This window comes from Flammeovirga agarivorans (assembly GCF_012641475.1).
Lineage (GTDB): Bacteria > Bacteroidota > Bacteroidia > Cytophagales > Flammeovirgaceae > Flammeovirga > Flammeovirga agarivorans.
This window is the reverse complement of the sequence record NZ_JABAIL010000003.1, coordinates 148235-168269: the sequence shown is the minus strand read 5'-3', so window position 1 is coordinate 168269 and position 20035 is coordinate 148235. Positions and strand designations below refer to the sequence as shown.

Here is a 20035-nt window from a genome sequence, read left to right as displayed (position 1 = left end):
AGTTTTCTTTTTTGTTAAAGAAAATCATACCAATTCATCTTATTATTCAATATCAATGATCAATTCTTTAGTTAATGCTGTTTCTAATATCCTATTATTATAGTCTGTAACTTCTTTTAACTCGTTAATTATAGTTGCAGCTATGCTTAGAGAATTTTCTTTATTTAATATGGATCCATGATTCCCAGTAAGAGTCTTCTTAAATAGTAAATTCTGACTGTACTTTTCCCATTGATAAGTAGCTTTAATATCATTACTAAAGAATGATTGGTCGTTAGCTATAAAAACACCTAATGGAAACGTTGTTGTGCTAACCTTAATTTTTGAATGAAGTAATTCAGCATAAAATGAGAAGAAGTAATCATGAATTGTTTGAATAGACACATCATTGGAAGATGTATGGAAATATTGTTGTTTAATTCTTCTTTTTAAGCGCTTGTAACTGATGACAAGCTCAGAGGAATTAAAAAAGTTTTTCTTTATTATTTTCAGTGTTTTTAATGAGTCATTCATAACCTTCATTAATAATGATTGCTTTTCATAAATTGGAGTATCAATGATAAACACCGAAGGTTGTTGCTGAATCAGATGAGCTATTTCGTATGTTATGTACCCAGATAAAGAGTACCCGATGAATGCTTTAAATGAAATATTTGACTGATCAAGAAAAGATACACATTGCTGTATTAACATCGAAAAACTGTAAAATTGTTTATCACTAGGATTTTCTTTTAAAGGATACTGCAGAAGATAAATGTTATATTTTTCCTTAAGAGATTCTTGAATGAATCGATATTGCTCATGGCTTCCATGAATAGATGGAATAAATAATATATTTTCTTTAAATGAACTGTATTCTGTTACTTGTATTAGATTAAAAGTATTTGAATCATATAATGCATCTTTTAGTTTTTCGAATGTTGGATATAGATAGATAAGTTGTGGAGAAAGTTCTTTTCCAATGACTACTTCTAATTCTGTTATTAATGATAATGAAGTAAGTGAATCGCCACCTAAGTCATTAAAAAAGTGTTTTCCTTCAAAATTATCAATCAGAGGGAATTGCTTCCTCCAGGCATTTTGATAAGGATCTTTTACTTTCTCAACAGAGGAAACCCTTTTAAGTAAATTCTTTCGATCAACTTTATCTGAATTAGTTTTAGGGAATTTATCAAGAATAATAAGTTGATAAGTTAGTTTAGGGAAGCTTGCTTGAATGATTCTTTTTATTTCGTCTTTACCATTAGAAGAAGTAGTTACGAAAACGTATAGATTTTCATAGGTGCTATCAGCAATAGCTGCTATATCATTAATGGATTCAATAAGACTTAAATTGGCTTCTATTTCAGATAAATTAATAAAAGTACCCTTAATTTTTATTCTATTATCAGAACGCCCTTTAAAATGGAGCTGACCATTCTGATCAATTTTACCCATATCATTCGATATGAACAATGTGGTATTCTCATCCACTTGTTTAAAGCTATCATAGGAGTTGATATATCGATGACCAATTGCATGACTTTGTATAGCAATTCGTCCTTCTTTCTCATCTGCTTCTACCTCTACCTCATCATTTTGATCTAAAATAATCCACTTTTTACCTTCAATAGGTTGATATTTTATTTCTTTATATTCATCATTAGTATCAGCCTTCACCTTTAACTCCCCAATCATTCTTGTTTCTGAACTGGCTAAGGCTAATTGTAAAACCTGATTCTTATGAAAATGCTTTTTAAATAATAGAATATCACTCGTAAAAACTTCTTCTCCTCCTAAGCAGATAAATCTTAAATGTGGTAAATCAATAGAAACCCTTCTTTTTAATAAGGTTCTGAATAATGAAGGAGTTAATGTAGTCATGGTGATTTTCTCTTGTCTCCAAAAGTCAATGATGTCTAAAGTAGAATCACACAGGTGAAGAGAAGCGCCACTATATAAAACTGGGAATATAGAAGATAAAGAGGCACTGAAATTTAGGGAAGAGACAATATCAATTCGATCGTTGTTAGTAATGTTATTGTTTCTGATTTGTCTAAGTGTATCTTCTAATAAACCCTGATAAAGGTATTCGGTTATTTTATGATTTGCGGTCGATCCAGAACTATTTACCCAACAGAAAGGATGAAAACCTGAGATGTTTGCTTTAACTGATAAAGGTAATTCTGCATCATCGTTAGAATCAATAAAATGCTCATACAATTGATCATCAACAATAAGCACATCTTTTAAAATATTAAGGTTTACTGATTGTATAACCTCTTCATTTACCATCCAATAAGTTTTCTTAGCCACTAAAGAAGCAACTATTAAGAATAGACTATGAATAGGATCAGAGACTTGAATTGCTATGATTTTCTCTTGCTGTTTTAGAAGGATATTACATAAAAGTCTTACTTTTTCTAAAAATAAATCGAAGGAATAGGATTGGTTTTTATAAGTAAGTAGAGGCTTATGCTTGTAATATTTCTTGTTGCTTAATAAGGTCACCCAAAGGTTTTGATAATCCTTCATGATATGTCTTGTGAATAGAAAGTCCAGATTTTAATAGGTTGCTTAAACTAATAGTATTGTCGTATGCCCAAACATAACAACTTTTATATCCTTTTTGCTTTCCGATGGACAAACGCTCTTTAATTGCTTTTTTTTGAAAACCTCTGTTTTGGTATTCTGGTAATACCCCACATGAGGCTAAGAACATGTACTCTTCATTATAGAAATTAGAGCAAACCCCTATTGTATTACCATTTTCTTGTATAAAGAACAGATCAGATTGCTTAGACTGTAATAGTAATTTGAAGTTTTCTGCTACCTCATCATAATCTTTATTAGAAGATCCAAAAACAGTAAGATATAACTTCGTAAAATGGAGAAGGTCTTCGTCATTACTGACCGGTTTAATGGTTGTGATATTAGATGAAGGGATGTAAGTAGAAAGGTCCTTATAGCATGCTACAATGGTCCGATCTTGATATGAAAGATCTAAGAAATCATGATGATAGTATGATTCTTTAGATTGTATAATTTTAATTCGATCAATCCCTTTTTCATAGTAGGGAAGGCCTAATTTTTTTATAGAAATATTGTTAGTCTTAAGGTATAAGTAATTGAAGTAGTCCACTTCTTCAAACATCAATGATAAATACCCTTTGTAATTGTTAATCGCAATATTTCTTTTTCTCTGTTTATAAGTCTCCAAACGATACATATCATATTCGAAGACAGGATGTTGTAGTAGCATTTTTGGAAATACGGGTAAATCCATAAAAAATAGATAACGGGTTGAATATAGTTGAAGAATTCAAACTAAAAAAGCTTTACATATTAACTTTTATCTAAGGATAAATTATTAATACATAAAGCTACTTTTATGTTAAGTTATTTAAGTAATAGTGGTCTTTTATAAAGTTTTACCCAGTTTAAACAATGGAAAGGTTAAATTTAATTTCATATAAAAGCTACATTATAAAATCGACGACACTGTCAGATAAATAAATCACATTATCTTTTTAAAAGTATTATGTCTGAAATGATATGAATACTGTTCTTAAGCACTTTTTCTAGTTGGAAATTTCCTGAATCCAACAATTGAATTTTTCTAACATTTAAGCTTCTAACACAGAATATAACAATTTACATTACCGCCCATCAATAAAATGATATTGGCTCATATGTGATTCTTTCTCAAAGACCAGTTTATTTATAAATTTTAAATGTTCACTGTGCGATTTATCCAGTGTAAATTGTAAAAATCGACCATGTGCATGAATACTAAAATATTCATTGGTTTTATATAGCACCAATTGGTAATACGGAATCATCCATTCAAAAATCTGTAACTTGACATTGATATGAACGATAATCCCATTGCGTCTGATTTCAATCATAGCAGCATCTAGATCAGATTGTAACTCCTTATGATAGTCAACAGCAAGGTTGGTACTTTCTATGAAAAACCTGGGTGAAGAACTTCCTCTCATTTTAAAAATTTTAAATATCGAAAATGGCCTTCCAACTAATGATTTTCCTTTTTGATAATTTTTCGGTTTCCCGTAAGTAGTTTCTAATAGCATAACAAATAAAGAACAAGTAAAACCCCATAATGTTTATGACAAAAAGTGACTAGTTCTGATAAAAATTATTTTCAATTGATGTACTGGTTATTAACTTCGTTGATCACTCTTACAATAGATAAAATAGCACCATGATATTAAAAGATACTACACTATTACAAAGCCAATGTTATGTCAACGGCAGCTGGGTTGATGGTGAAGAGAATAAAACCTTTGAAGTAAAAAATCCATTCGATCAGTCTGTGATTCAGTCTGTCTCTGATTTTAATGTAAACGATACTCGTAAAGCCATTTTAGCGGCAGAGATTGCCCAGAAAGAGTGGAAAAAAACAACTGCCGGGGAAAGGTCAATCCGTTTAAGAAAATGGTTTGATCTTATGATAGAAAACAAGGAAGATTTAGGAAAAATATTAACGCTGGAACAAGGGAAACCATTACAAGAAGCTATTGGAGAAATAGTTTATGGAGCCTCTTTTGTGGAGTGGTTTGCCGAAGAAGCAAAACGAACATATGGAGATGTAATCCCTGGTCACCAGGCAGATAAAAGAATTGTGACAATTAAGCAACCTGTCGGGGTAGTTGCGGCGATTACGCCATGGAATTTCCCTAATGCTATGATTACTAGAAAGGTCGCTCCAGCATTGGCAGCGGGATGCTCCATTATTGTTAAACCTGCAAAATATACTCCTTTATCCGCTTTAGCATTAGGTGTTTTAGCAGAAAGGGCAGGGATTCCAAAAGGGGTCTTTAATGTCATTACATCCAGTAGAACAAGTGAAATTGGAGATGAGTTAACGTCTAATTCTATTGTTAGAAAATTATCTTTTACAGGGTCAACAGTAGTAGGGAAACAATTAATAAAAGCATGTGCAGACACTGTTAAAAAAGTCTCTATGGAGTTGGGGGGAAATGCACCTTTTATTGTATTTGCAGATGCAGATATTGATCAAGCTGTTGAAGGAGCAATTGCGTCGAAATACCGTAATGCAGGACAAACTTGTGTTTGCTCAAACCGCTTTTTTGTACATCAAGATGTATATCAAACTTTTACTTCAAAATTAAAGAAAGCTGTTGCCAATCTTAAGCTAGGAAATGGGATGGAAGATGGTGTTCAAATTGGGCCACTAATCGATGAATCTGCCGTACAGTTTGTGGAAGGAGTAGTCGATGATGCAGTAAAGAAAGGTGGTGAAATTGATCTAGGTGGCAAGCGATCAGATGAGAATAATCAGATTTATTTGCCAACGATTCTTTCTAATCTAACCAAGGAGATGGATGTTTATACAGAAGAGATATTTGGTCCGGTAATTCCAATTTTTGAATTCTCTACTGAAGAAGAAGTCATCGATATGGCCAATGATACTCCTTATGGTTTAGCCGCTTATTTTTATGGTAAAGATTATCAGTTGGTTTGGCGAGTAGCAGAAGCTTTGGAATATGGTATGGTAGGTATTAATACAGGAATGATCTCAACAACCGTAGCACCTTTTGGTGGGATTAAAGAAAGCGGATTTGGTAAGGAAGGTTCTAAATATGGAATTGACGAATACCTTGAAATGAAATACATGTGTTTTGGATAAAATAATAAACTCGATAGCTCAAGAAATCTTGAGTTATCGAGTTAAGAATAAAGTGGATGAATGTTAAGACAGTAAGCAAAAAAATATTATTGGAACCCTAGTGTGTATGTGTGTGTCTTCCGTGGTAGTGAGAATGCTCAATAGCTTGACCTTGTGATAACTGTACAGTGTAATCAAACAACATCTCACTTGCTTTGTGGTGATCAGCGATAGCGTAGTGCTCATATAAAGTCTTTACACCACCTTCATTAATAATCTGAGCAAAAACACCATAATCTCCACCATCTGTTGTAGATGGGTTGTTAGGTATTCTTGTAATTGTATGAACATGGTTGTAATCTGCACCACCACCACCAAGAGCGTTTTCTGCATTATATTCTACCCATAAATATGGGTTGTAAATTCTATAATAGAATGGAGAGGTTGTAGAAGGTGCATCTACTTCATCAATCCATACAAAATAAGTATCATCAATGTTGGCCATAATGTCTGTCCACCAAGCGTCTGCAAAAGTAGTTTCCATGTTGTAAACATATTCTTGCATTACCAAGATAAGGTTGGCTTGAGTATCAGCAGACATATCCGAGTATTTAATACCCGTACCTGCAAAACCAGAGTAATCGTAATCACCTCTATATGGGTCAACATCACCTGGAGTGTCAGCAGGACCTACTTCCATAGCATGGCTACTCGAAGAAACCGCTGAACCAGCCTCATTATCAGTAAGCCCATTATATAAAGTTAAGGCCAAGTCTCTCTCGTCTTTAAAGATGTCAAACTCTGTTCCGTTATAAGAAGAGACAGCAGGTTCACCTCCCAAGAAAGCGGGTACCATAGAAACCTGATCACCATGAACTAAAAAGTTGATTGCAAGATGATGCCCGTCCAATTGGAAACCCCAAGAGCCACTATTTTCTGGATCACCAAACATATCGATAGAATAGAAATCAGGACTCCAAACGTCACCATTTTCAGTACTTAGTAAACCTTCTGCAAGCATTGTGATTTCATCTACTTTCTGGTAACCACCATCACTTAAAAACAATTGTAATAAATCTTGGAAGTACCCCATTTGTTCGTCAGAAAGATCTCCATAAATAATACCGTCTCGTTGACTACCATTAGAGTTAGGAGTGTTGTGCCAAACGTACAATCTTTCGTCGTCTAAACAAGTTGATGCTTCAGATAATAATGAAGACGAAAGAGAATTTCTAAACGTTAGCATTGCTTGTCGCATAGCTTCAATCTCTGTATCTGTTGACTGGTCTACTTCACCAGGGGTATCACATTCTGATGTAGAACTACCACCAGTATCATCGGTATCATTACTATTGGCTACATAACCTTCAGGTTGTTCACAAGCTTCAGTAGAAGCATCGGGATCACCTAGGCCATCGTTATCACTATCTTGATACCAAGTAGTTTCAGTACAAGCTTCATCATCATTACTAGTTGTTTCGTCACAAGCAGTAAATGTTAAACCTCCTAAGATTATGAGTAGTGTTAGATTTGAGAGTTTCATTAATTTATGAGTATGTAAAAAAATACGCTTTCTATTCATATAAGAGAGCGGAAATAAGTTTGTACCTAATCTCACACATTTTTTTTACAAAAAAATATTTCATGATCTTACAAAAAGTTACTAGTCAGATCTTTATGATGTTGTATCCTTCCAATTCAAAAGTTTAGTATATCAATAATACCCTGTATTAAACTCCAGATTAATTATTTTTATCAATGACATATAGTTATATTTAATATGTTGCAAACTGAACATAGTTAAAAGCTCATTTCGATCAACAGATTAAACCCAATCACTTGAAAAGTAAAACAAATAGTAAAGACCTTACGGATGGTCCTGTATTAAAGCGAATTCTTGCACTTTCAGTTCCTATTATTGGTGCCATGTTTATGCAAACGGCTACAAATGTTGTGGACATCGTTTGGATAGGAAAGTTGGGTAGTGATGCCGTTGCAGGAGTAGGTACAAGTACAATCTTCCTACAATTAGTGTGGGCTTTTGCATCGATCTTTTTAGTAAGTTCTGGGGTTCTTGTTTCTCAAGCTATTGGAGAAAATAAAAACAAAAAAGCTAAAGAATATAGTAGAGATTCTGTTAAGGCATTAATGCTGATCATTATCTTAATGGGTATAATTCTCCAAGTTTATTTTGATGAAATCATTGGCTTCTTCAATTTCAAAAAACAGGTAGTCATTGATAGTGCGTATGTTTATTTGAGCTGGATGTCGATCTTTCTCATCTTTTCTTTAGGGACGTTATTATTGACTCAAATCAGTAATTCAAGAGGGGATGCCAAAAAGCCTTTTCTCTACTTTTCTATTGGCGTAGTGATCAATTTGGTATTGGACCCAATATTTATCTTCACTTTTGGTTGGGGAGTCGCAGGGGCTGCTTGGGCCACAGGTATTGCTCAGTTTATTGCTTTTGCACTGTTTCTTAGAAAATCCTTTAGAACTTTTTTCGGAGGATTAACCCAGTGGGGTTTCCGGTTTATTCGTATTAATGAATTGATCAAAGTAGGGTTACCCACTTCATTGGAAAGAATCATCTTTACAGTTGTAGGAATCGCCATCACAAAAATTATTTCAGATTGGGGAAGTGATGCTATCGCAGCTCAAAAAATAGGAAACCAGCTAGAAGCCATCACATTTATGTGTATTTCTGGTTTATCCTCAGCAATGTTGTCATTTACAGGACAAAATTATGGGGCAAAGAAATTTGATCGTATTAAAAAAGGGTACTTCTATGCCATGATAATTTCATTACTTTTAGGTGTCGTTACAGGCCTTCTTTTTTATCATTTTGATGAAGAGTTAATGGGAGTCTTTGTGAGTGAAAGAAATACTATATTAATAGGAGCAGATTATCTAGAAGTACTTGGTGTAGCTCAGGTATCTATGTGTGTAGAGATGGTAACTACAGGGATTATCAATGGGTTGGGTCGAACAAAGTACCCGGCAGTGATCAATACTTCTATGACCGTAATTCGAGTCCCATTGGCATTTTTCTTAGCCAACAATATGGGAATGGGTGTAGATGGAGTTTGGTATGCAATAGGTATTAGTGTTTTTCTAAGAGCTCTATTTCTCACTGTTGCTTATTTCTATTTGACGAACAAACTTCTAAAAAGTGAAGTAACCGTAAGCTAATCATAGTACAATGATACAGGATATTCTAGAACAGTGGAATACAAATTTTAATGGAAGAGTAATAGATAATACCTTCATTTTCGACAATGAAATTGGTGAGGGGAAAGTTGAAGGCTTTTTACTTACTGAGCGATTGCAGCTTTTTAGAACATATATGTCTTTAAAAAAAGAGGTAGCGAACAGTACTTTAACCTTTGCTGATGATGAGCAATTTATCACTATTATGTTTGCAGATACATCATCAATTCTCTTTGAGTCCGATGAAGAAATCTGCTTGAAAGAGGGAGCTTTGATGACTAATGATAAGCGAGAAATTCAATGGAAGCTTCCCGTCAATAAAAGTATTCGCTTATTGAATTTTAGAGTACAGAAATCCTATTTCCAGCAATTAGTAGATAGAGTACCATCACTGAAAGAGATATTTCCGGAGTCTACATCATTTCTTGTTTTTGAAGAAATGAATCAGGTAATGAAAGGAACGTATTATCGTATATTAGAAATCCAACAATCGCCTTTTTATAAAGAATTGATCTACTCCTGCGGTTCTTACTTATTCCACTTATTATTGGAACAAATCAGTAAGAAAGCTGAAGTGAAAAAGGAAGGCGATCTTACTTTAAATATTAAAGGTGTTTTTCAGGCAAGACAGATGATCGATACTAAAAATGGAATAGGCGTAAATATCGATCTACTATCTAAGGAGTGCGGAATAAGCAAAAGTCACCTAAGCTATAATTTCACTAAAACATTTGGGGTGTCTATCTATCAATATATATTAAAAATAAAGCTTGAGGAGGCCCAGAGACTTTTATTGAAAGGAGATAAAACCAACGCTATGATAGCTATGGATTTAGAGTTTTCAAGCAGCAGTCATTTTACTATGGCTTTCAAAAAAACATTTGGTCTTACCCCAAAAGAGTATCAAAAAAAGCAAAGATAGAGTAGTATTGATAAAAAGATCATTCATAGAAATATGTTATTTTTTCAGATGAATATATAAAAAAACGATGCATAACTACCGTTGAATAAATCAAATCAAATACAAAGTTATGCAACGTAAATTTATTATTATCTCATCATTAATCGCATCCCAATTATTCATAGGTTGTGATACAAAAAAGGAAACTTCAGTTAAAAGGGAAAAGGAGTTTGAAGATATTGCTGCTAAGTATAATACTTCAGTTCCACATGATATATTAACCCCCAATAAAGTCACTACAAGTATTGGTGAACTAAACTATTTTGATGGAATGCCCACAGAGGAAACCACTCAAAAACTATATGATAACCTGGATCATTTAAGGGGAATTGAAACCTTTTTAAATGGAATACCTGCTGCTTCATTGGAGTCATTTAGAAGAGGAGTAGTGAGTATGGGTGCTGATAATTATAATAAAGTCGGCATTTTTGATCAATTAATGGGATCAAATGCTTTCTTCTTAACAGGAAATACAAGTACTGTTTATGCTTCCGTATTTTTAGATTTAAAGCAAGATGGACCCATGGTGATTGAAGTGCCAAAAGGTTGTGGTCCTGCCACAGTAAACGATGCTTTCTTTAGATATGTCATTGATATGGGATTACCAGGTCCCGATAGAGGGAAAGGAGGAAAATATCTAATTCTTCCTCCAGATTATAAAGGGAATGTTCCTGACCATGGATATTATGTCGCAACCTCTAAAAGTTATATAAACTGGGTAATCCTTAGAGGTTTTCTTGTTGATCAAAAACCAAATTATTCATCCCAACTATTTAGAAACGGATTAAAAGTTTATCCATATAAAAAGAAAGAAACAGCTCCCAAAATGGAGTTTATCGATATGTCTTCTAAAACGTTTAATACCATTCATGCAAATGATTTTCATTTCTATGAAGAATTAAATGCTGTGATTCAAAGAGAACCAATATCGCTTATTGACCCTGAATTAAGAGGTATTTTCTCAAGTATTGGAATTGAAAAAGGGAAACTGTTCCAACCGGATGCTCATAAAAAGGCAATTTTGACAGATGCTGTAAAAGTAGCCAATGGGACAGCAAGAGCATTAGCTTTTAATCCAAGAGATAAGGAAGCTAAAATATATACTGAATCTAATTGGGAGTCGGGTTTTATTGGTGGAAATTATCAATGGTTGAAAGATGAAGGCAAGGGAGGAAGAAACCTTGATGCCCGATCTCGATTCTTTTACATGGCGACAGTAAACACTCCTGCTATGACATGGAAATTGGAAGGTATAGGATCACAATATGCTATTGCAAGCAAGGATAGTGATGATCATTATTTTGATGGAGGTAAAAACTATACTTTACATCTTCCAAAAGATGTACCTGCCAAAAACTTCTGGTCGGTATGTGTATATGATCCACAGACAAGATCGGAATTACAAACAGGTCAGAGATTTCCAAGTATAAATAGCCAAAGGAATCCATTACAAAAAAATACAGATGGATCTTATACTTTGTATTTTGGGCCTAACTCTCCAAAAGGCCATGAATCCAATTGGATACAGACAGTACCGGGTAAAGGCTGGTTTACAATCCTTCGTTTATATGGGCCATTAAACCCATGGTTCAATAAAACTTGGCAGCCAGGGGAAATAGTATTACAGAGAAATTAATTTGTGATAGATATAAAAAAGGGACACTCCATTTAGAGTGTCCTTTTCGATCATCAATTTTAATCAAATTATCTCATGTATTTTAATGTCTTAATGCTTCACTAAATCTCACATTGAAAGAAGCACTATCCCAAGGATCAATCATTATTCTCACAACATTGACACCTTTATTCTCAATAACTTCAGTGAAGATTTTATCGATATCTTTTTCGGTATTGGCAACATAACTGTGGCAAGTTACACCTTCTACACCTCCCAAAGCAGGGGCAAGTTTTTCATAGTTCCATGGTAAGAAATCATTGTAACTACGTTCTTTACCTGGATAAATTTGACGCTCTGCTCCATATCCACTATTATCTAAAATTATAAGTGTGATATCCTGTTTATGCTCAATAAGAGTAGATAAATCTTGAGCCGACATTAAGAAGGCTCCATCTCCTGTAATAGAAACTACTTTACCCGTTTTTCTTTCTGAAGCGGCAAAAGATCCACCTACACTCATGCCAAATCCGGCACCTAAAGAACCCCAGTTACCACAACCCATGATACTAATGTCTTTCTTGAATTCAGCTTGTGACAAATTAATATATCCGCCAGTATCACCATATAGGGTATCTCCTGATTCCATGAAATTGGCAAATTGCACAAACAAACGATCAATAGTAATGGCATTGTCTGTTGGTGTAAACTGATCTTTTAATTCGAAGGAAAATTTTCGTTGAGTAGGATCTATAGATAATGATTTTGGGGCTAACGATTGTACTTCTTCGGCAAGAATTGGCAAAATGTCTTTAAGATATACACCCATATAAAATTCATCATTAATGATAACATGATCATTTTGGATATGAATAGAAGCTTGGTTAGTACCGATATCATCAGTAAAAACACCACTATCAAATTCAGTATACGGGTTTCCGAAGGTAATTACTAGGTCAGCCCCTTCTATCATTTTATAAGTATATTCTTCGGATACTTTTCCCTGATATAAGCCCACACTATTTGGGTGGTCTTCAAAGTGAGAGATTTTTCCAGTAAAAACGGTACCTACACAGGCATTAAGATGTCTAATGATTTTATCTGCATTTAAAATCTGCTGATTACGATCCAACACAGGCCCAACCAAGCTAGATATGCTTTTAGCCTTCTCAATTTCTTTCTTGATAGCTTCTACAGCTTCCGATAGCATTTGAGGGTTCGATATATTTTTATTAAGGTCTAATGGTTTGTCTGGAGCTGCAACTTCCGCTTTTTGTAAATCATAAGGGATTTCAAGGTAAACGGGTTTCTTTTGGAAATAAGATTTTAAAAGAAGCTGATCAATTTCTTCTGCAGCCGTTTCAGAATTTTCTAGGCGAATTGAACCAACAGTAAAATTTGACATCACTTTAAGTGAAGTATCTAAGTCCTGATCAATTAAATGGTGGAGCTGCTTTCGTCCTAATGTTTTAGAAGTATTTCTATTTGGAGCACCACATATAACTACTATAGGAGTATTGTCTGCATAAGCACCTGCAAGGGCATTTGTTGTACTTAAGGATCCAACTCCAAATGTAACTGCAGCAGCACCAAATCCATTTAATTTTGCATATCCATCAGCAGCATACGTTGCATTTAATTCGTTTCTGCTATTAATATGTTTAACGCCTGTCTTCTTATCAATCATCTCATCAAAAAAAGGTAAGTCATAATCGCCAGGGATACCAAATAAGTGGTTTACATTTAATTCATTTAATCTAACTAGTACGTATTCTGAAATAGTCATAATAATAATTTTTTAAAGGTTGAATAGATTTTGATTTGTTGTTCCTATCGAACAATACAAAGGTGGGGGATTTAAAAAGTAATCTTTTGTATGAAAAGCTGAGGTTGTTGTAAAAAAGACTGACACTATGAATCACCCTTTTTAATAGTCTTGGGGTGTTTTTTTGACTTGTCCATATTCTTGACCTAATAGTCCATTTTAAACGAATTGAACTCTGCTACATTTGTTACAACAACAAAACGAAATAGTTATTCAAATTTAAATCAACCTATTACCATGAGAAATTTTAAAGTACACACTTTCGACACTGTAGACCAAGAAGCAAAATCAATCTTGGAAGAAAAGCAAAAAGCTTTCGGTTTTGTACCCAACTTAATCGGGACATTAGTAGAATCTCCTCAGTTGGCAAAAGCATATGATGAGCTACATGAATTATTTACAAACTCATCGTTTAATTCAGAGGAACTTACTGTAGTATGGCAAACGATTAATGTTGAAAACGAATGTCATTATTGTGTTCCTGCTCATACTGCAATTGCAAATGCAATGAACATAGATAGTGCAATCACTGAGGCGTTAAGAAACGAAACTCCTTTACAGTCTGAAAAACTTGAAGCGCTAAGAACATTTACTTTACAGATGATCAGAAAACGTGGTTTTGTATCAGATGAAGATTTAAATAGCTTCTATGCTGCAGGGTACACACATAGAAATGTATTGGATGTGATTTTAGGTTTAGCACAAAAAACAATTAGTAATTATACCAATCATGTATCACAAACACCATTAGATAAGAACTTCCAATCCTTTAAATGGGAAAAAGAAGCTACTGTCTAATCTCTTCAATCAATCCTTCTGCATTAATATTTGATGTAGAAGGATTTTTTCAATAACTCATATTATTCCATAACTTTAATCTAATGGAAGCAATTACAACACAGGTTTTTGAATATGATGGAAAGCCATTAATAGAAAAAATTCAAATTGAGGTCCCGTTTACTAAAGAACGGGTTTTTCAGGATGAAGGGTGTTTTCTATACATGAAAGATGCAGATATCACTTTACATTCTGCAAATGAAAAAATGGACATCAAGAAAAAAGAAGCTGTCTTGTTAAAATGTGATACTTACTTTCTTGAGTTTTTAGGTAAACAAAACTCTGGAAATGTTGAAGTAATCGCGGTGCATTTATATCCAGAAGTATTAAAGAAACTCTACATTCACGAACTACCCAAACTTATTGAGAAAAGAGATAAGCCCACGAATACAAAACATATAGTAGATGATGCCGTAATCGCTAGGTTTATAGATTCGTTAGAGTTTTATTTTGATAACCCTTCTCTGGTCAATCAAGATCTTATTGAACTTAAAATCAAAGAATTGGTTTTACTGTTGGTACAAACTAGAAATGTAAGTTCAGTTGTTGAACTTATCCATGATCTATATTCACCAAGAGTCGTTAAACTGAAAAAGGTAATTGAATTGCATAAATTCTCTAATTTAACTTTAGAGGAGCTTGCTAAACTAAATGATATGAGCCTTTCCACATTTAAAAGAGAGTTCCAAAAAGTATATGGGATCTCGCCTTCGAAGTACATTATGCAGGAACGGTTGGTAAAAGCACAAGAATTGCTGAAGGTTTCCGAAATTCCAGTAAGTGATGTAGCATATGAAGTAGGTTACAACGACCCATTATATTTTACCAGACTGTTTAAGAAACAATTTGGAGTGTCCCCCTCACATTATCGAACAAGAATAGAATCGTAATATATTGAACAGTTTCATTGGGTTGGAGCTGTTTTTATGCAATAAAAAAAAGTCGATCCAAAAGGTCGACTTTTTCTGCTCGTATTAAAAATGCTTTGTTTTAATGTAATTGTTTAAACTGATGATGTGTAATTTCTTTTGTCTGCTTTAATGTGTTACAGTTAAATAAACGGCGATGTCGAAAGTCTGGTTTAGTAAAAAAAGAACAATCGTTGGTAAAAAAAAATTATAAATAACCGGATTGTGAAAGTTTATAACAGTACAATAAAAGAGTTGATGAGCTTAAACCTTGTATAATTCCGGTTGATACTATACTAATAAATCGCTTCCTCCGTTCTTTTTTCTTTGAAGTTTGGAAACTTAATGGTCCTATTTCCTTCTTTTATTGATTGCTCAGATAACGGTGAAATGGCCAGCCAAGTTAGCATATCATAGATATCATATTTTGGTGTCCTATGTGATTTAATTGCTTCAATAAACTCCTTTAAGACAAAATAGTCCATTTGATGTCTAGCAGTTTTTGCAGCATCATATTGGTATTTTTTCCAATCCGGATGATCATATTTATTGAAAATCTGATGTGGTTGATTCATCCATTCATCACGATCTGTATAATCTTCCAAATGGAGGTGGTTGCCATGTTCCTGAATCCAAATGCCTTTCGTTCCTTGTACTCTAAAACCGAGAGAATATGGCCTAGGCACATTAGTGTTGTGTGTTAGGATCACCGTTTCACCATTTTTGGTCGTAAGTGTAGATGTAATGACATCACCTAGTATATATTTATCTTTAGCATTAGGATGGTGCTCACCTTTATGTTTGGCTACATAACTTTTTAGACCCACAGACTTCGACGCATGAGAGACAATAGATACAAACTCATTTCCTCTATTAATCTTTAGGAATGAGGCAATGGGCCCAATACCATGGGTAGGATATAAATCGCCATTTCTAGTGATTGAATGGTTTGTTCGCCAACTTGCTTCACCTTTCGCACCTTCTCCATAATTCATGTTTTCATCAAACTTAATCGAACGTAAATCATGTTCATAACCCCCTCTGCAATGTACTAACTCTCCAAAAAGTCCTTGATCAATCATATTTTGAATCGCCATGACATCTCTATGGAAACAAGTGTTTTCAAGTAACATACATTGCGTACCATGTGTCTCTTTAATTTCCTTTAATGTATAAAGTTGTTCTAAGGAGGTAGCACTAGCGGCTTCAATACCTACATAAACAGGGAATTGGAGAACAAAGGCCGTAATCTCGAAAAAGAAATCCCAAGGCACAGAAATAATAACAGCATCCAATGTTATGGAAGTCATCATTTCTTTATAACCATTACTGTCTTTATAAATAGTAGGTAGTGGTTGCTTGTATTTCTTAAATAACTGATGAATTTTCTGGTGATGTTCTATGTTGGGTTCCACTACAGCCTTAATGTTTACATCATCTCTTTGCAAACAATTTTCTAGATGTATTATCCCTCTGTATCCAGCACCAATGAGTCCAATCTTAACTTTATGCATCTTGTAATTGATCGAGTAGGCGTATGTTTGTAGGAAAAGGTTTATAAATTTTATCTAAATATATATCAGGAGGAGTAGAGTTCCTTAGATATTAGAGACAATTAAAATCTTTTAACGATAACATTTTATGAATCAATTTTAGTTAGCTATTTCTTTATTTGTCAAGGCCTTTTTGTGAATCATTTTTGGAAGAGTTTTTCAATTCGCTTGGCTTTTCTCCAAATTCCTCAATAAAACTTTTTGATAAGTGGTTGATATCGGAAAACCCAAATTCATAAGCAATTTCTGTCAATGATTTATGTGTGGTAATAATTTCGTCTCTTACTTTATAAATTCTTGCATGTTTGTAATATTTATAGACGGTCTGACCGAAGCAATACTTAAAAATCTCATTAAGTTTTGTCGAATTGATCCCATATTTTTTTGTCAGTTTTGACATGATGGGTTTTTCATGAAAGTTATGCTGTATGTAATCTCTAATTTCAAAAACCGCTTCAAACTCATGGTCCATGTAGATTTTCTTCAAGTCTTCTTCTCCATTAAATGAAAGGAGAATATTAGAAATGATAAGGCAAAGCTCATGTAACTTAATGATATGCCACCTATTTCTCAGTTTAGGGTTAATGTCTTTCGGCCCTTTATCAAAGTACACCTTTTTCCATATAGCCGTATGATCATCCCCTTTATGAAAAGCAAAGTCTTTGATTGTATTGAGTTTCTCATTTAAAAAGGGAGATACATCTGATCGATTAAAATATAAGGTGACTCTTTGTTGGTGAGTTCCTTTTTTTCTTTCAAAAATGATGTTTTGAGTATTATCTAAAATTAAAAACCCTGTAGGAACACTAAAGTGAATGGGCTTATCATCATGACCCGAATAGGTTACATCTTCGCAAAAGAAGATAATAGTATAATCAAATTGCTTATCGGAAGTAAAGTTGATGGAGAAGTCTTTCAGGACTTTATAATCGATTGATGTAATTCTAAATCCTTTTTCTTCTACGACGAAAAGAGTACCATCGATAAGGTCGCTTTTAAGGGATAAAGTATATTTATCTACAGGCTTCCCTTTTAGGTTTTCTTTTAAATATTCATAGTAGGTACTATCTCCTCTGTCGTTAAAATGTACTTCTTCCATTAGATAATTTTCAGGGAATGATATTGTGAATTACTCTATTAAATAATTTACAAAAACCTTTATTAATGTATTTATTAAAAGAAGAATGTGTCAATATTTCCTTGAAAACATTCAAAGAGATCCTACTCGCAGCTTAATAGTGAGTTTTACTAATCTCCCCTAAATTTTTACCAATGAATTGAAAACGCCCCTTTTACTTTTGCGATATGCTTTAATTATTCATCAACTTCTGACACAATAAACAATGGAAAACAGACAAGTGAAAGAGGCGGTAAAAGTAGCATTGTCTTTTGTGATTACTTATGCTGTCGCTTTAAAATTAAATTGGTTTGATCCTGCTTGGGCAGGGTTTGGTATTTGTATGGTGGCAATGCCCAATTTCAGAATCGATCAGTCTTTTCGAAAAGGAACATTAAGAATAATTGGTACGGTGATCGGAAGTATTGTCGGCTTAATCATTCTAGCACTTGCTCCTCAAAGTCGTTTCTTATTTATGTTTTTAGCAGGCCTTTGGGTATTTATTACTATGTATATGATGATGGCAGATGCAAAGCATAGTTATTTATGGAATGTGTTAGGATTCACTTGTCTGATCATCACAACTGCTGGTGCTTCTGATCCAATAAATGCTTTTGACCATGCTTTGTACAGAACACTAGAAAACGTTTTGGGCGTAGGTATCTATACCATCATCTCATTTGTGATTTGGCCTTATTACGAACAAAGAAAGCCAAAGCAAGTAGCAGCAGAACTAATACATCATCTTCAAAAACAATTTGAGTTAATAAAATACCAATTTCAACATAAAACGATTGATGCATCAACTTTCAATCATAAAATGGAAAAAAGTAAAAGTGAGTTGGTTGATTTACTGTCGTTAGCTGACTACAATAATACGGATGATCATAAAAGAAAAGACTTGTGGGCAGACTTTGTTTTTAGGTACAATAAGGTGTCGAACAGCTTGGTTAGTTTATTGATAAATGTCGAAGAATTAAACCATGAAGAGGATGTATATTTAGAAAAAAAGCCATTTATAGCTGCCTACGATGAAATTCATCAGAGATTGTCTCAAGTCGTTCAAATGCTTAAACAAGAAGCAACTACGTTCACTTTTAATAAGGTGACAATTCTAATAGATCAAGAAAATCATTCAAATAAACTTCAATATACTCGGTTGAAACTGATTCAAGAGGAGATGTATGATCTAATGAATGAATTAGAAGAATTAACGTATGTCACCAATCACCTTGTCAACGATTCTCCCAACAGATTTAGAAAAGTAGCAAAGCATAAGGTTTATGATTTCACCTTGTTAGATAAGCAATATTTTGTAGGTGCCCTCTATGCAACTTTTGCTGTAATGGGAGGCTTTCTTATTTGGATATTTTTCGACCCTCCAGGGCATTCGCAATGGTATATGTCATCTGGAGCCAATGCCATGTTTATTGCTTTAACACCCCAACTGAAAGCAAAAGAGTTTCTCAAATATTTTGCGATCATGAGCTTTTTTACGACGCTAATTTATACTTTTATTATGCCTGCGTTGGGAAGCTTTTATACATTAAGTGTCTTCTTATTTATCTACATGTTTATCAACTATTATTACCTAAGGGGTTTTGCATTTGTCACTGCAGCTTTTGGTGTGATGCTATTGGGGATAACAAATGAAAATCAATCGTATGATTTTTATGGAATCATAAATACAGATATTTTCAATACTATTTCATTGTTATGGCTCGTGATTTTGGGGTATATGCTCAATACAACTAGGCCCGAAAAAGCATTTATGAATAAGATAAACGGCTTCTTTAATAGTGCCCATTATTTGCTTGTTCATGCCAAAGATAAGGTGAAATGGTACCAATTGAGTAAGGTTATAAAAATTAGATTAGCCAAAAGAGAAGTGGAAGTTGCTGCAATGACTCTAGAGAAATGGAGTGCAGTTATTAAATATGATTTATTTGATGGAATCACTGAGCAACAACTAAACGATATTACTTTCTACATTCATAGAATCTCTAAAAGAATTCAGTTACTGATAAAAAGAATGAAGGAAAGTAATACTCTTGAGGAATCATTAATGGAATTTTCAACACTCAAGGAAGAAACTTTGTATATGTTACAAGATGAAAAAATTGGTAATTCCTCTAGTATTATCCCGGTAAAAGCGAAAGCTCAAAACATACTTGAAAGGCTAGACCAAAGTAATGCATCTCTTGATTTCCACAAGATTCTTAATAATTACTGGGTGTTGATTCATATTATGGAAGAATACAAACAGTACAGTAATAAGGTGAGATGGGAAACTTTAAAAGAAGAGCGTTTTGCTTAATAAAATACGATACTTTATAATCCCAGCATTACTCAATCCATAATGTATTTATTGGAGTCC

Annotated in this window: 14 protein-coding genes; 7 read left to right on the top strand and 7 right to left on the bottom strand. The window is 33.7% G+C overall.

Features of this window, described 5'->3' with window-relative positions; genetic code table 11:
- Positions 1-42: 42 nt before the first annotated feature.
- From HGP29_RS09930 to HGP29_RS09920, 3 genes are all read right to left on the bottom strand, one after another.
- Entirely contained in the window at positions 43-2514 is a 2472-nt protein-coding gene (locus HGP29_RS09930; RefSeq protein ID WP_168882245.1) for an AMP-binding protein, read from the bottom strand.
- Positions 2453-3241 (bottom strand): GNAT family N-acetyltransferase, encoded by a 789-nt coding sequence (locus HGP29_RS09925; RefSeq protein ID WP_168882244.1) that lies wholly within the window; start codon positions 3239-3241, stop codon positions 2453-2455. Before HGP29_RS09925 ends, HGP29_RS09930 begins: the two co-directional genes overlap by 62 nt.
- Before the next feature lie 397 nt (positions 3242-3638).
- Positions 3639-4073 (bottom strand): hypothetical protein, encoded by a 435-nt coding sequence (locus HGP29_RS09920; protein ID WP_168882243.1) that lies wholly within the window; start codon positions 4071-4073, stop codon positions 3639-3641.
- 131 nt (positions 4074-4204) lie between these two features.
- Here HGP29_RS09920 and HGP29_RS09915 point away from each other — a divergent pair, with 131 nt between their 5' ends.
- On the top strand, positions 4205-5653 hold the full coding sequence (locus tag HGP29_RS09915) for an NAD-dependent succinate-semialdehyde dehydrogenase (RefSeq protein ID WP_168882242.1): 1449 nt from the start codon (positions 4205-4207) through the stop codon (positions 5651-5653).
- Between the two features lie 97 nt (positions 5654-5750).
- Here the strand turns inward: HGP29_RS09915 and HGP29_RS09910 are convergent, their stop codons facing one another.
- The gene (locus tag HGP29_RS09910; RefSeq protein ID WP_168882241.1) at positions 5751-7175 is read right to left on the bottom strand and encodes a DUF3500 domain-containing protein; all 1425 of its coding nucleotides are present in this window, start codon (positions 7173-7175) and stop codon (positions 5751-5753) included.
- Between the two features lie 296 nt (positions 7176-7471).
- Between HGP29_RS09910 and HGP29_RS09905 the strand changes: the two genes are divergently transcribed.
- The 3 genes from HGP29_RS09905 to HGP29_RS09895 all read left to right on the top strand — a co-directional run bounded on the left by HGP29_RS09905 (position 7472) and on the right by HGP29_RS09895 (position 11439).
- On the top strand, positions 7472-8824 hold the full coding sequence (locus HGP29_RS09905; RefSeq protein WP_168882240.1) for an MATE family efflux transporter: 1353 nt from the start codon (positions 7472-7474) through the stop codon (positions 8822-8824).
- Between the two features lie 10 nt (positions 8825-8834).
- Positions 8835-9764: a helix-turn-helix domain-containing protein gene (locus HGP29_RS09900; protein ID WP_168882239.1), complete on the top strand. Its 930-nt coding sequence runs from the start codon at positions 8835-8837 to the stop codon at positions 9762-9764.
- A gap of 109 nt (positions 9765-9873) precedes the next feature.
- Positions 9874-11439: a DUF1254 domain-containing protein gene (locus tag HGP29_RS09895; protein WP_168882238.1), complete on the top strand. Its 1566-nt coding sequence runs from the start codon at positions 9874-9876 to the stop codon at positions 11437-11439.
- A gap of 82 nt (positions 11440-11521) precedes the next feature.
- On the opposite strand, the gene HGP29_RS09890 is transcribed toward HGP29_RS09895, so the two are convergent.
- Positions 11522-13204, bottom strand: a complete 1683-nt coding sequence (locus tag HGP29_RS09890) for a thiamine pyrophosphate-binding protein (protein ID WP_211093254.1) — start codon at positions 13202-13204, stop codon at positions 11522-11524.
- A 276-nt stretch (positions 13205-13480) separates the two neighbouring features.
- Here HGP29_RS09890 and HGP29_RS09885 point away from each other — a divergent pair, with 276 nt between their 5' ends.
- Complete coding sequence (locus HGP29_RS09885) at positions 13481-14041, top strand: carboxymuconolactone decarboxylase family protein (RefSeq protein ID WP_168882237.1); 561 nt, start codon at positions 13481-13483, stop codon at positions 14039-14041.
- Between the two features lie 83 nt (positions 14042-14124).
- Positions 14125-14970 (top strand): helix-turn-helix transcriptional regulator, encoded by an 846-nt coding sequence (locus HGP29_RS09880; RefSeq protein ID WP_168882236.1) that lies wholly within the window; start codon positions 14125-14127, stop codon positions 14968-14970.
- 314 nt (positions 14971-15284) lie between these two features.
- Here HGP29_RS09880 and HGP29_RS09875 read toward each other — a convergent pair whose 3' ends face one another.
- Together HGP29_RS09875 and HGP29_RS09870 are read right to left on the bottom strand one after the other, a co-directional pair.
- Positions 15285-16502: a Gfo/Idh/MocA family protein gene (locus HGP29_RS09875; RefSeq protein ID WP_168882235.1), complete on the bottom strand. Its 1218-nt coding sequence runs from the start codon at positions 16500-16502 to the stop codon at positions 15285-15287.
- A 154-nt stretch (positions 16503-16656) separates the two neighbouring features.
- Positions 16657-17640: a helix-turn-helix domain-containing protein gene (locus tag HGP29_RS09870; RefSeq protein WP_168882234.1), complete on the bottom strand. Its 984-nt coding sequence runs from the start codon at positions 17638-17640 to the stop codon at positions 16657-16659.
- 244 nt (positions 17641-17884) lie between these two features.
- Here HGP29_RS09870 and HGP29_RS09865 point away from each other — a divergent pair, with 244 nt between their 5' ends.
- Positions 17885-19975, top strand: a complete 2091-nt coding sequence (locus HGP29_RS09865; RefSeq protein ID WP_168882233.1) for an FUSC family protein — start codon at positions 17885-17887, stop codon at positions 19973-19975.
- Positions 19976-20035 lie beyond the last annotated feature (60 nt).

Coding starts and splice junctions, on each gene's coding strand:
- HGP29_RS09890 (WP_211093254.1), bottom strand. CDS start 13,204: ATGACTATTTCAGAATACGTACTAGTTAGATTAAATGAATTAAATGTA.
- HGP29_RS09885 (WP_168882237.1), top strand. CDS start 13,481: ATGAGAAATTTTAAAGTACACACTTTCGACACTGTAGACCAAGAAGCA.
- HGP29_RS09895 (WP_168882238.1), top strand. CDS start 9,874: ATGCAACGTAAATTTATTATTATCTCATCATTAATCGCATCCCAATTA.
- HGP29_RS09880 (WP_168882236.1), top strand. CDS start 14,125: ATGGAAGCAATTACAACACAGGTTTTTGAATATGATGGAAAGCCATTA.
- HGP29_RS09915 (WP_168882242.1), top strand. CDS start 4,205: ATGATATTAAAAGATACTACACTATTACAAAGCCAATGTTATGTCAAC.
- HGP29_RS09930 (WP_168882245.1), bottom strand. CDS start 2,514: ATGAAGGATTATCAAAACCTTTGGGTGACCTTATTAAGCAACAAGAAA.
- HGP29_RS09900 (WP_168882239.1), top strand. CDS start 8,835: ATGATACAGGATATTCTAGAACAGTGGAATACAAATTTTAATGGAAGA.
- HGP29_RS09920 (WP_168882243.1), bottom strand. CDS start 4,073: ATGCTATTAGAAACTACTTACGGGAAACCGAAAAATTATCAAAAAGGA.
- HGP29_RS09925 (WP_168882244.1), bottom strand. CDS start 3,241: ATGCTACTACAACATCCTGTCTTCGAATATGATATGTATCGTTTGGAG.
- HGP29_RS09870 (WP_168882234.1), bottom strand. CDS start 17,640: ATGGAAGAAGTACATTTTAACGACAGAGGAGATAGTACCTACTATGAA.
- HGP29_RS09865 (WP_168882233.1), top strand. CDS start 17,885: ATGGAAAACAGACAAGTGAAAGAGGCGGTAAAAGTAGCATTGTCTTTT.
- HGP29_RS09875 (WP_168882235.1), bottom strand. CDS start 16,502: ATGCATAAAGTTAAGATTGGACTCATTGGTGCTGGATACAGAGGGATA.
- HGP29_RS09910 (WP_168882241.1), bottom strand. CDS start 7,175: ATGAAACTCTCAAATCTAACACTACTCATAATCTTAGGAGGTTTAACA.